General features: G+C 50.6%; 11 protein-coding genes. 5 read left to right on the forward strand and 6 right to left on the reverse strand.

Annotated elements, in window-relative coordinates; genetic code table 11:
* Positions 1-6: 6 nt before the first annotated feature.
* The 3 genes from recF to dnaA all read right to left on the reverse strand — a co-directional run bounded on the left by recF (position 7) and on the right by dnaA (position 3,833).
* Positions 7-1,110 (reverse strand): DNA replication/repair protein RecF, encoded by a 1,104-nt coding sequence (gene recF, locus ACT3R4_RS09370; protein WP_192526759.1) that lies wholly within the window; start codon positions 1,108-1,110, stop codon positions 7-9.
* A 97-nt stretch (positions 1,111-1,207) separates the two neighbouring features.
* Positions 1,208-2,311, reverse strand: a complete 1,104-nt coding sequence (gene dnaN / locus ACT3R4_RS09375; RefSeq protein ID WP_441678678.1) for a DNA polymerase III subunit beta — start codon at positions 2,309-2,311, stop codon at positions 1,208-1,210.
* A 58-nt stretch (positions 2,312-2,369) separates the two neighbouring features.
* The gene (gene dnaA / locus ACT3R4_RS09380; RefSeq protein WP_192526760.1) at positions 2,370-3,833 is read right to left on the reverse strand and encodes a chromosomal replication initiator protein DnaA; all 1,464 of its coding nucleotides are present in this window, start codon (positions 3,831-3,833) and stop codon (positions 2,370-2,372) included.
* 532 nt (positions 3,834-4,365) lie between these two features.
* Between dnaA and rpmH the strand changes: the two genes are divergently transcribed.
* The 4 genes from rpmH to mnmE all read left to right on the forward strand — a co-directional run bounded on the left by rpmH (position 4,366) and on the right by mnmE (position 8,190).
* Positions 4,366-4,500: a 50S ribosomal protein L34 gene (gene rpmH, locus ACT3R4_RS09385; RefSeq protein ID WP_172118745.1), complete on the forward strand. Its 135-nt coding sequence runs from the start codon at positions 4,366-4,368 to the stop codon at positions 4,498-4,500.
* 13 nt (positions 4,501-4,513) lie between these two features.
* Positions 4,514-4,915: a ribonuclease P protein component gene (rnpA, locus tag ACT3R4_RS09390; RefSeq protein WP_441678676.1), complete on the forward strand. Its 402-nt coding sequence runs from the start codon at positions 4,514-4,516 to the stop codon at positions 4,913-4,915.
* 115 nt (positions 4,916-5,030) lie between these two features.
* Positions 5,031-6,719, forward strand: a complete 1,689-nt coding sequence (yidC, locus tag ACT3R4_RS09395; protein WP_172118743.1) for a membrane protein insertase YidC — start codon at positions 5,031-5,033, stop codon at positions 6,717-6,719.
* Positions 6,720-6,819: 100 nt separating this feature from the next.
* Positions 6,820-8,190 carry a tRNA uridine-5-carboxymethylaminomethyl(34) synthesis GTPase MnmE gene (gene mnmE / locus ACT3R4_RS09400; RefSeq protein ID WP_441678674.1) on the forward strand — a complete coding sequence of 457 codons (1,371 nt, stop codon included), beginning with the start codon at positions 6,820-6,822 and terminating at the stop codon, positions 8,188-8,190.
* Between the two features lie 299 nt (positions 8,191-8,489).
* Here mnmE and ACT3R4_RS09405 read toward each other — a convergent pair whose 3' ends face one another.
* The 3 genes from ACT3R4_RS09405 to ACT3R4_RS09415 are packed head-to-tail and all read right to left on the reverse strand — an operon-like array spanning position 8,490 to position 11,936.
* Positions 8,490-9,566, reverse strand: coding sequence for a BsuBI/PstI family type II restriction endonuclease (locus ACT3R4_RS09405; protein WP_441676424.1), 1,077 nt, complete (start codon positions 9,564-9,566; stop codon positions 8,490-8,492).
* A complete protein-coding gene (locus tag ACT3R4_RS09410) occupies positions 9,526-11,355 on the reverse strand; it encodes an HsdM family class I SAM-dependent methyltransferase (RefSeq protein WP_441676426.1) in 1,830 nt (609 codons plus the stop codon). The genes ACT3R4_RS09405 and ACT3R4_RS09410 overlap by 41 nt, the downstream gene beginning before the upstream one ends.
* Positions 11,352-11,936 carry a recombinase family protein gene (locus ACT3R4_RS09415; RefSeq protein WP_441678671.1) on the reverse strand — a complete coding sequence of 195 codons (585 nt, stop codon included), beginning with the start codon at positions 11,934-11,936 and terminating at the stop codon, positions 11,352-11,354. Before ACT3R4_RS09415 ends, ACT3R4_RS09410 begins: the two co-directional genes overlap by 4 nt.
* A 208-nt stretch (positions 11,937-12,144) precedes the next feature.
* Here ACT3R4_RS09415 and ACT3R4_RS09420 point away from each other — a divergent pair, with 208 nt between their 5' ends.
* Positions 12,145-12,774: a hypothetical protein gene (locus tag ACT3R4_RS09420; RefSeq protein WP_441678669.1), complete on the forward strand. Its 630-nt coding sequence runs from the start codon at positions 12,145-12,147 to the stop codon at positions 12,772-12,774.
* The last annotated feature ends 23 nt before the right edge of the window (positions 12,775-12,797 follow it).

Here is a 12,797-nt window from a genome sequence, read left to right on the forward strand (position 1 = left end):
TATCGTCTACCCATCTTGTACCAACTGGCCAAGCCCTTGCGGGTCATGTTTCACGTGAAACATGCTAACCAGGGTTTTAGATTGCCACATAGGTTGTAATGCGGCGGGGTCGACGCTGGTAATAAATGCCTGACACTGCATCTCTTCAAGCAACTGACAGAAACGCTGTTGGTGTTGCACATCCAGCTCTGCTGGCAAATCATCAATTAAATAAATGCAGTGACGCTGTGCCGTTCTTTCCAGAAACCGCCCCTGGGCAAGCTTGAGTGCGCTTACCACTAGCTTTTGCTGGCCTCTGGAAAGTACTTCAACAGCAGGCTGTTTATTAAGCCTGATACGCAAATCGGCACGCTGAGGGCCTTGTTGGGTAAACCCCATTTGCTGATCGGTGACTCGGTTATCCTGAAGCACATCAGCAAGCGTTTTCTGTTTGTCCCATCCTCGAGCGTAGTTAAGTTTTAAGCCAGGTAACGGAAGAAGTACATTCAGAGTTTCTTCAAAGACAGGGAGAAACTCACTAAACCATTCAAACCGCAACCTATCGACTACCTCGCCCCATAGCGCCAATTCTTGCTCCCAGGCCGCCATTTCCTGTGGGTCTATTCTACCACGCCTGAGTAATGCGTTCCGATGTTTCACTGCTCGGCGTGTACGCTTCCATGCTTCCAGAAAGTGATGTTTCACGTGAAACACTCCCCAGTCAAGAAACTCGCGCCGTCCGGCTGGGGACCCTTCAAGAAGCCTAAAAGCGTCAGGATTGATTAGTTGCAAAGGCATCGCCTCGACCAGCTCGGCCAAGCGTACCCCCTTATCCCCACGCAAACGCAGCTCTAGTTCACGCTGAGCCCGTAACCGGCGCACCCCTATGGAAATCTCTGGTTCCCCTTCCAGGCGCCCGTAGAGCGTCATATGTGCCACATCAGATTGGATGGCATGCTTTAGCTGACGGGTACGAAACGAGCGCCCCATCCCCAAAACATGAATGCCTTCCAGCAGGCTGGTTTTGCCACTGCCGTTCAGCCCAGTGATGATATTGATCCCCCGAGAAGGATGCATATCCAGCGGCGCTAAATTCCGTAACCCTTGGAAGTTAAGCTGACTCAAGCTCATGTAAACACTCGGGTAAAAGGCGTAACCAACCCTCAAGAGAAAGCGGCGCCCCTGCTACCAGAAGCGCCGCCCCGTTTGGCATTTATGAAACGCTATATTACAACCGCATGGGCATAACAACATACAGCGCATCGCCACCACCCGGCTCTTCAAGCAGCGCACTGCTATTAGGGTCGGCCAGCGTTATTTGCACTCTGTCTTCATTTAGTACGCTAAGCACGTCAACCAAATAGCCCACGTTGAAGCCGACTTCCATCGCAGAGCCGTTATATTCGACGGCCACGTTCTCTTCGGCTTCTTCCTGTTCAGGGTTATTCGCCATGACCTTAAGGTTGCCCTCTTCCAGGTATAAGCGCACACCTCGATACTTCTCATTGGAGAGAATCGCCGTACGTGACAGCACCTGACGCAACTCGGCGCGTTCAGCAATGAGCACCTTATCGCCATTGCGTGGTACGACGCGCTCATAGTCAGGGAACTTCCCGTCAATCAGCTTGGACGTAAAGGTGAAGTCACCGGTATGAGCACGCACATGGGTTGAACCCAACGTCAGGCTTACCGGCTCATCGCTATCATCCAACAGGCGCGAAAGCTCAAGAATACCCTTACGAGGTACAATCAGCTTCTGCGGCTGGTTAACCGCGACATCAACAGGACGTGAACACATCGCCAAGCGGTGGCCGTCTGTCGCCACCGTGCGTAGCAAGTTACTTTGAATTTCCAACAGCATGCCATTGAGATAGTAGCGAACATCCTGCTGCGCCATGGCAAATGATGTAGTTTCAATAAGATGCTTTAACGTGCCCCGTGGAACGCTTAACTCCTGACTGCTATCGGCATCTTCAATATTGGGAAATTCAGCCACCGGTAATGTCGAGAGCGTAAAGCGTGAACGACCGCTGCGCAGCACCGCTCGGCCATCTTCAACGGTCAGTTGGATATCGGACTGATCAGGCAGCGATTTACAAATATCCATCAGCTTACGAGCAGGCACGGTTGCCGCCCCTGGCTGGTCAACCTGGCTTGCGACAGTACGCCCGATGAGTTCAACCTCAAGGTCCGTACCGGTTAGTGCGACCTGGTCACCTTCGACCTGAATCAGCACATTAGACAGTACAGGTAGCGTTTGGCGCCGTTCTACCACGCCTGCCACCAGAGTCAGCGGACGCAGCAATGCCTCTCGGGAAATGGAAAATTTCATCAACACTCCGGTTTATATCCTGAAAACCTGCAGACGGCAGGCCAATCCCATGGATGATTTAGCTGGTTAAAAGGCGCAACAGATTTTTGTAATCTTCGCGAATATCCGCGCTCTCCTCTTGCAAGGCTTTCACCTTGCGGCAAGCGTGAAGTACCGTTGTATGATCACGGCCACCAAACGCATCGCCAATTTCCGGCAAACTATGATTGGTCAATTCCTTGGCTAGCGCCATGGCCACCTGCCGGGGGCGAGCGACTGAGCGCGAGCGTCGCTTGGATAATAAATCTGCCACCTTGATTTTGTAATACTCGGCGACTGTGCGCTGGATATTATCTACACCCACCTGCTTATCTTGTAGCGCGAGTAAATCTTTTAGCGACTCACGAATAAAGTCCTGGGTAATCGGCTTACCCATAAAGTGTGAGTCAGCAATCACTTTTTTCAGTGCCCCTTCCAATTCACGTACGTTCGAGCGAATTTTTTGAGCAATAAAGAAGGCCGCATCATGAGGTAAATCAACTTTGGCCTGGTCGGCTTTTTTCATCAAGATGGCTACGCGGGTTTCAAGTTCGGGCGGCTCAATAGCCACCGTCAAGCCCCATCCAAAGCGCGATTTCAGGCGCTCCTCAACACCACTGATCTCCTTTGGATAACGATCAGAGGTGAGAATCATTTGCTGGCCGCCTTCCAAAAGCGCATTAAAGGTATGGAAAAACTCCTCTTGGGAGCGCTCCTTGCCAGCAAAAAATTGAATATCATCAATGAGTAACGCATCAACACTGCGATAAAAGCGTTTGAAGTCGTTGATCGCATTAAGCTGAAGTGCCTTGACCATATCGGCAACAAAACGCTCAGAATGCAGATACACCACCCGGGCATTTTCCCGGCGGCCAGCCAGCGCATTGCCTACGGCGTGCATCAAGTGCGTTTTACCCAGACCTACCCCACCGTATAGAAATAGTGGGTTATAGGCACCACCCGGATTTTCTGAAACCTGCCGAGACGCCGCACGCGCCAGTTGGTTGGATTTACCTTCCACGAAGGTATCAAACGTAAAATTTGGGTTCAGCCCACTGCCGTGCTTAAGACTACCTTCGACCTGGACCTGACGCTCATTAGTCCGCCGGCGCGGCGTTTCTTCACGCTCACGCAGCTGATCAATTTCACGCTCATCGGCAATATCACCGCGCGGGGGCGTATGCACTGAAGGCGCCGAGGTTGAAGCGGAAACAGGATTACCCAAATCACGCGGCTGGGGGACTGCCGCTACTGGACGACGGCTACCTACGGTCAGGCTTACTTTGGGTGGTTTAGACGGCGCAAGCTCGCGGATCAGCTCACTGATTCGCTTGGCATACTTGTCACTCACCCAATCGCGCACAAAGCGATTAGGCGCCAGTAAGCGCAACTCATTGGACTCTCCTTCTTCTGCCTGCAAGGGACGTATCCAGGTATTGAATTGCTGAGAATTCAATTCGTCCTGCAGGTAGTCCAGGCACTGTTGCCAAAGCGCGAGTGACACTCATCTCACCATCAGTTGAAAACGGCCGACCATTGTAGCGCTCTAAAGCTTGGTTATCCACACGGGTTTGGCTAACAATTATGCCTGTGGACAACTTATCGTAAGCACGTGGGACAACCCGCTGATGGAGTGGGGACAGATCCGTTTTTAGCGTTTTTCCACATCTCTACGCACATCAAAACAACAGTTTATAGACCGCTTATACGACACTTATGCACATTGTTTTTATGATTTTATCATATTGATTAACCTATTTATTATTCACTTATCCACAAATAGTATCCCCACTATTAATAACAACAAGATTTAAAAACCTTATTAGTAATAATAACTGTTTTGATTTTCGCGTAAAAAAGCCGGCAGGCCCCATGCCCACTGCCTTTTTGTTGGTTTTTATGCAAGGAAAAATTGCACCCGGCGCGGGAAGCCTCTACAATTTCCGGTCTTGAATTGAAACTCCCCGGCTAGTTTCCTCACTGGGCCGGGTCTTTTGGATTCACATCCGTCCTAAACCACGTGGGAATTACGAGTTATGAAACGCACTTTTCAACCCAGCGTTCTCAAACGCAAGCGCATGCATGGCTTCCGTGCTCGCATGGCAACCAAAAACGGCCGTGCCGTTATCTCTCGCCGCCGTGCGAAAGGCCGCAAGCGTCTGAGCGCCTGATCTCGGATTGCGTGTGCCGCCTCAAGGCTTTCCCCGGCGTTTGCGTCTTTTAAACGCTGGGGATTTTAGTCACGTGTTTGAACAAGCTGACCTTAAAGTTCATGGCAAAGGTATGATGGCGTTAGCGCGCATGACTACCCGAGGGCATCCTCGCATTGGACTAACCGTCAGCAAGAAAAATGCAAAGCGCGCTGTAGATCGCAACCGCTTTAAGCGTCTAGTCCGAGAGTCCGCCAGGCTTCGCCAGGATCACCTTCCCTCCATGGATATTGTGATATTAGCCAAGCGCGGTGTGCAGGATATCGACAATGAAACGCTTAGTCGGCAGTTGCATGGTATGTGGAAACGCCTTCAGCGTGACGCGCAAACGGTATCAATTGCACCACCGCTTGATGGCGTAACACGTGACACTTGACGACACACCTCGCCGCTCGACCTCGGCCTGCCGCTTGGCAGGCTTTCGTGTGTCATGGGTCGAGTAAATGACACTGCGCCATTAGCATGTTCATCACCCAGCGGGCAGAACCCTCATGGACGTAAAACGACTTCTCTTACTGATTCCAATGGCAGTACTTGCCTATCTACTGGTGATCCAGTGGAATCAGGATTATGGGCCGACAGATTACGACTCGACGCCTGAAATTACGCAAAGCAGTAGTGACGCCCCCTCAGCCAATGCTGAAAGCAGTAACGACCTGACGGTTCCGTCAACGTCGGCACCCAACAGTGCGGTAGACGACGGGCTGGCAAGCAATACTGAAAGCGAAACATCTAGCCGTGACTTTATTGCAGTGGCTACCGATGTTCTCGACGTGCGCATTGACCCGCACGGCGGCGACATTATTTATGCTGCGTTACCTCAGCATAAAATGACGCTGGATACTGAACGCAACTATGTGTTGCTCTCGGATAATTCAACGCGTAGCTATGTTGCACGTTCCGGCCTACAGCTGGACGGGCAAGCAAGTCGTATTGAATTTACCCCGGAAAGCAATGCCTATCGTCTGGCAGATGATGATGACCAGCTGGTCGTTGATTTACGAGCAGACGTTAACGGCGTTGATATTATCAAACGTCTTACGTTCGAACGTGGGAATTACGCGGTCAATGTTGATTACTATATTGCCAATAATACCGATGCGCCGGTAAGTGCTCGTTTTATTGGCCAATTAGCGCGTGATAACAGCCCTGACCCGTCAAGCGGCGTTGCCATGGGTATGAACTCCTATATTGGGGCAGCGTACTCAACGCCAGACGAACGTTATGAAAAGATCGATTTTGAAGACATTCAAAACCGTAACTTTGAAAATCGTGAAGCCCAGGGCGGCTGGATTGCGCTTATCCAGCACTACTTTGTTTCTGCCTGGGCACCGCCCCAAGATCAGCAAAACCTTTACTACGTTACCACTGACTCAAGTGACCGTAACGTGGTGGCGTTTGCAGGCCCCACCAGCAACATTGCGGCGGAAGGTGAAGCGACACTGGGCGCCACGCTCTACATGGGCCCCAAGGTTCAGGATCACCTTGAGCAAGTGGCACCCAACCTGCGCCTGACCGTTGACTATGGCTGGTTATGGTTTATTGCCAACCCGCTGTTCTGGTTGCTGGATAAGATCCACGACATCGTGGGCAACTGGGGCTGGTCAATTGTTCTGCTGACGGTTGTGGTTAAGCTGGTGCTCTTCCCGCTGTCTGCCAAGGCTTATAAGTCAATGGCACGCATGCGGAAACTGGGCCCGGAAATGCAGCGTCTTAAAGAGACCTATGGCGATGATCGTCAGAAAATGTCTCAAGAGATGATGAAATTCTACCAAAAGGAGAAGATCAATCCTTTAGGTGGCTGCTTACCCATCGTCATACAGATGCCGGTGTTTATCGCGCTTTACTGGATGTTGCTGGAGTCGGTAGAGCTGCGCCATGCGCCGTTTATCTTCTGGATTCACGATCTATCGGTGAAGGATCCTTACTTCATCCTGCCAATACTGATGGGTATATCCATGTATGTTCAGCAGCTGCTGAACCCGACACCTCCGGACCCCATGCAGGCGAAGATCATGAAGATGCTGCCGATTATCTTCACCTTCTTCTTTCTGTGGTTCCCGGCGGGTCTGGTCATCTACTGGGTAACCAACAACATCATTTCGGTCGCGCAACAGTACTTTATTACGCGTAGTATCGAAAAAGACCCCAGTGTGGGTAAAGGAATGCGAACCAAGTAATCCTTGTTAACCACGCTCCCAGACCCCCGCCCTCGTGCGGGGGTCTGGCGTTTTAGAGACGACAAATTCACAATGTACGCATCCATTAATGAGGCGCGCCATGGCTGAACGACTTTATACCCAGGATACGATTACTGCTCTGGCGACACCGCCTGGGCGTGGCGGCGTAGGGATTATTCGCGTCTCAGGGCCTGCCTGTCGCGATATTGCAGAGTCCGTACTCGGCCACTGCCCGGCGCCTCGGCATGCCTATCACGGCCCCTTTAAGGGCGCTGATAGCATTATTGACGAAGGCATCGCCCTGCTGTTCAACGGCCCTCACTCCTTTACCGGCGAAGATGTGCTGGAGCTACAGGGGCACGGTGGCCCCATTATCATGGACATGCTGCTTGAGCGTTGTGTGGCCTTGGGCGCGCGGTTGGCGCGGCCTGGTGAGTTCTCCGAACGGGCCTTTCTCAATGACAAGCTCGACCTTGCCCAAGCCGAAGCAATTGCCGACTTGATTGATGCCACCTCGCGTTCAGCGGCGGAAAATGCCGTGCGCTCACTACAGGGCGAGTTTTCTACCCGCGTCTCCCATCTGGTTGAGCGGCTTATCGAGCTGCGTGTCTATGTAGAAGCCGCCATCGACTTCCCTGAAGAGGAGATCGACTTCCTGGCGGATGGTCATGTCGCCCAGCGTTTGGAAAGTGTTCAGCAAGCACTCAGCGACGTGCGCAAAGCCGCCGGCCAAGGGGCGCTGTTACGCGAAGGCATGAACGTGGTCATTGCCGGTCGCCCCAATGCGGGTAAGTCCAGCCTGCTTAATGCGTTGACCGAACAAGAGACCGCCATTGTGACTGATATTGCAGGCACCACGCGGGACGTGCTGCGTGAGCACATCCATATTGATGGCATGCCACTGCACATTATTGATACGGCGGGCTTGCGCGATACCCCGGACGCCGTTGAAAAAATCGGTGTCGCCCGCGCCTGGGCAGAAATCGAGAAAGCCGACCGGGTACTGCTATTGGTGGACGCCTCTACCACCGAGGCGACCGACCCCATGATGATCTGGCCCGAGTTTGTCGCCCGCCTTCCCGATCAAAGCCGTTTAACGTTGGTACGTAACAAAATCGATACCAGCGCTGAGCAGGCTGGAATTGATTTATCCACAGCCACTCCCACGCTTCGCCTTTCCGCCAAAACCAGTGCGGGTGTGGATAACCTAAAAACCCATTTGAAAACCGTGATGGGCTTTGCGGCGACCACCGAAGGACGCTTCTCCGCACGTCGGCGTCACCTGGATGCCCTCGACCGGGCAATGGCAGCGCTTGATACCGGCCGTGCCCAGTTGGATGGCTACGGCGCTGGAGAACTGCTGGCCGAAGACCTTCGCGACGCGCAGCAAGCGCTGAGTGAAATTACCGGCGAGTTTAGCGCCGATGACTTGCTGGGCGAGATTTTTGGCAGTTTCTGCATCGGCAAGTAAGCCTTGGTTTTCAGCGTTAAGGTGCATCAAACCAATCAAAAAGTCGCTGATTTTTTTTACAATTATATTTTCTTATCTTTCGACGACTGGTAATGCTCTTTTATAACCGGGGAGATAAGTAGATCCGTGGTAATCCTGGCAAATATCCGGACTCGGCCTACGTGAAAACTGCCAGATCTGGTTGTCGTTGAAACGTGACTTGCGCATGTTGAATCTTCTGTTCGTTCAGGTTACAAAATTCCACTTATCTCCGTGATTATTTTTCAGGGGAATTACACGTAGATTGCCCTTTATACAAGCTAGACAATTTCAGATAAGCTGAGCGATTTTCCGTCTTTCAGGCTGATAATATTGTCGGGCTCTGAACAAAACCAAGCATATGTACCCCACGCCAACTCCGACATAGCTTTCTTGAATGCTGATGCAGAGCGATCCTGGAAGGCAGTAACAAAGGCTAAATGCTCAGGGCTAAACCCCGCTTCCACCGCAATCTCAGTTAATTTCTTTTTACGGACAGAGTTCACTGGGCCATCAGAGGCTACGATTTCAATGAATACGAAAAGCATATCGCTACCATCCGTCTTGGTCCCCAAATCAACCAATATGACATCTGGTAGTGTCTTTGATGGATCGATCTTCAGTTTCAATCTACTGGCGAGATCAATCCCAACTTTTTCACCGGATTGTGATAACCATAAAACAGCGGGGTTCTTGAGGAACTTCGGCGCAAAATCCTCGATAACGCACTTTCCAATAACACCAGAAGGCCCTGACTCTAGGGTTACCACACCGGCGTTGGGTAACGTAGCTGTGATGGTGTCGGAGTTGGCCGCTGCCGCGTTCGCTCCCAACAACATTATCCGGCTGAGTGCTGCCGGATTGAGGTGTGCTTTCTGCCAGGCAAGGATCGCATCCTCCAACTGCTGGCCAACTAAACTCTCATCAAAAAGAGACGCAAATTTTTGAGTCATTGCATACTTTGGAAGTGGCGTAGTAACTGGCAGACCAGCTCTCTCCCAAACCGCCCCTAGGGCTATGAACCCGTACCGTATAGTCTCATCCCTGACGGGTTCTCGTGAGTTTGGAGCGTACCAAGTATTAGCTGGCCTTTCCTTCTTGCTGGAGAGGGCCTGTTCTACCCAAGCGTTGCGCTCTTCGTCCGACAGCAGCTCTGCCTGTTCGTCCGACATGTCAGTAACTTGACTCGGACGAATCCAGCGTTCCTGTCCTTCAATCGCTCCTGCATAGAACATTACATAAAGCGTGCGGGCCGCCATTTCGCGGGTAACGTAGTTACGATTTTCTGTCCCATCTGGGAAGATCTGTGGCAATCGCTCAGCGATTACCTCCAGTTTTGGTACTTTCGGCCAGCTCAACTTTGTTCTCTCCATACAGTTTGGCTACACATTTCTCGATGGAGAGTCTATCAGAACCGGCCAAAATGATCTTCTGCAGCTTTGTCAAGCCTTCAATCGTAGGTAGAGGAACCGACATCAGCTCATAGGCAGAGACCGCAACACTACCGCTTATACAGCGATATATGCGGTCGAAGACCTCTGAGTTGAGGAGAGCGTTAATCGTTTCGACAGTCACCTCTCTGATCAGACCGTCGGAGTAAACAATATTTAAATGATTCTCAACTACAACACCGTTGTTTCGGTCGATAAAATCTTGGGGGATAACTGCGCCCAAAACCCGGCGGTTCTGCTCCTTTGATGTGGTCCTCTGGACTAAAACACATGACTCCCGTGTAATAAGGTGTTGTTGGTTGTTCTTCACCTCGATATAGGGAACATGATTCCGTTTCACTGCTGAGAATTTAAACCCCTGAGCTGTAACTGACTCGGCCCATATCAAGGGTAACGAGTTTTTTGTCTTTTCTGATTTGAGCTGAGTTTTATGCCGGTTCCAAACCAACTTTCCAGTGGATACTACATATCCAAGGTCAGGAAGCCGTGTTTGCATCTTCTTAATGCGGTTAAGTAAAGCTGCGTCCTTTGACACCCTAGGGATTAGCCAAGGCCCATCGCCCTTAACTATGCCCACTTTACCAATGTGCTCTACTTTGGCTTCATTAAGCCCCTGTGGAACGAGAAGTGACACTTTAGAGGGGCTGCGTCGCGCTCCCTTCTTAAACGTTGTCAACAATGTTTCTTGGAGCACATCATCAAATACCCCTTCTCGGTTAGAGATGAAGTCAAAAGCTCGTGGTGCTGCTTCAGTAAGTAGCAATTCTCGTAGCGCCTTGAAATACTGACCGCCCAGAAATGATGTCGGCGTGAGGTAGGCGATGACTCCATCTTCCTTGGCAGTTCTCAATGCAAGATCGGTAAACAAGCCATAAAGATTGGCGTGACCGAACAATGAACGTGCGTACTTGTTTCTTAACGTTGCATCAAGCGTAACTTTCCCATATGGAGGATTGCCAATTACCAAATCAAATTTTGTCGATGACTCATATGCGAGTGCGTCACCAACAGTTATTACATCTTTTGGTAACCTCTTCCGCGCTTTAATGCACAAATCAATGAGTACCGATTCAAGAAGGACATGCGTCATCCAGGCGGCAAAGGGATCTATCTCTACCCCTTTCAATCGCTTACCTATCTGCCGAATCTTCCATTCTGCTGATGTGCTTTTCGATTTTTCAAGCATTCTTGTTGCTACAGGTGCTAAGAATGCCCCTCCACCGCAGGCCGGATCTATTATGGACGCTTTACTGAAATCAACCCCAGCATCTTCGGATAAATCAAGTAGACGGGAAACTAAAGGAGGCGGCGTATAGTAAGCTCCCAGCTTTGAGCGGAAAGCCACTGGTAACATCGCTGTATAGATTGAGCCAATCAAAAATCCCGCATCAATATCGGGAAACTGAGCAATTACTCGCCCTGTACTTATTGCAACGTCTTCAGCGTCTGACGCAACATCAGCGAGAAATGTATCACGGGGAACCGGAAAAATTTTAAGCTTAGAGCCGTGGCGCGAATTAACCTCATTCCAATATGAAGTCACCAGAACGGCACAATATGATCGAGCTACAGCCAGACGATGCTCATCATCGGAGAAGGAGCTGACATACCCCCGTGCCATGCTTTTACATGCGTCATAACTGACAAGGGGCTCTTCCGATTCGCTTAAAATATCCTGAAAGTGATACGCACTCATGCCTTCGTACCCTCGCAGTCAGGTTTAACTACCCCGACCCTGTTGTAAATAGTTGTTCTTGAGACTCCAAATCGCTTGGCAATATCAGAGACGGGTATATTTGGATCCTTGAGTAGAGCTTTAATCTCTCGAATGTCTTTCTGTTTCAGCTTTGGTTTACGTCCACCAAGTCGGCCACGCGCCCGCGCAGCCTTCAATCCGGCTCGTGTTCTCTCGCTGATGAGGTTTCTCTCAAATTCGGCAAGTGCAGCAAATACGTGAAATACCAGCTTTCCAGAGGCACTTGTCGTTTCGATCTTTTCTTGAAGACTCTCAAATCCGATTTTCTGTTCTTCCAGGGTCGTCACGAGTTTGACCAAATCACCCAAACTTCGTCCCAGACGATCCAGTCTCCAAACCACCAACGTGTCGCCTGAACGCAGAGCTTTCAGGCAAGCCTCAAGCTCCGGCCTTTCAGTGTTCTTCCCACTGGCTTTGTCTTCATAGATGACCTGGCAACCCACTTTCTCCAAAGCATCCCTTTGGAGGTGCAGGTTCTGATCATCCGTTGAAACGCGGGCATAGCCAATACGTTGATTCATGTACAATTAATTTACATAGAAAAGTATACGAGTATTTTAACAAATTGCACACCAAGAATCCATGCGAAATAACACCTTCTCTAGGTGTTCACAAAACGGTGGTTTGTTGGACGCTAATGAAGGCTCGGCTCTCTTCATGAAGAAAACTTGATCTATATGAAAAGCCATGTATAGTTCTATATATGGTTTTATCTATGAAGGAAGTGAGATGCCAGTCACAATAAGCGTTTCAGATGATGTGTACCGCAGATTGGAGGGGTTGGCTGTCGGGTTCGACACGCCAGAGAGAGTGATCGAGCGACTACTCGACTCGGTTGAGGAAAGCGGGCCGAAGTCCAGCGAAAGCAAACCCTCCCTAACCTTTGTTCCTGATGAGGTAGCGTTCAAAAATGAGCTGATAGCTCGCAAGAAGGCACAGGTAGTTCTTCATCTGAAAAATGGAGACCGAGATGTCATTCACTGGAATGCTTCTAGGTTCCAGCCCAGCTCAAACCTACGAGCTAATTTATGGTCAGGCATTCTGAGGAACTGGAAGGATAAAGGGATCACCTCTGCGGAACTTTCAGTTCTCCCCCAGGGCCTCAACCACCCTGACGACAACACCGATCTCCTAATCGCTATTGCCGGAGAGGTTCACTGGACGCTCGAAGAGGTAGAGCGGTACTTTGAGGAATATGACCTGGTTAGCAGTGACGACGGCCATCCGTACTATTACCTCGCGACCTTCAGTGATGAGACTCCTGACGAGCTGAAGAAAATCGCCGGGCTGAACAGCTCAAATCAGCTTCATTTGGACCTAACCATCGTTCCAGATGAAGATCGGGGAGAGTTCGAGTAGAGTAATAGCAGTTTATAATCAAT

The sequence above is a fragment of the Halomonas sp. AOP7-E1-9 genome (assembly GCF_052376035.1).
In the GTDB taxonomy this organism is placed as follows: domain Bacteria; phylum Pseudomonadota; class Gammaproteobacteria; order Pseudomonadales; family Halomonadaceae; genus Vreelandella; species Vreelandella citrativorans.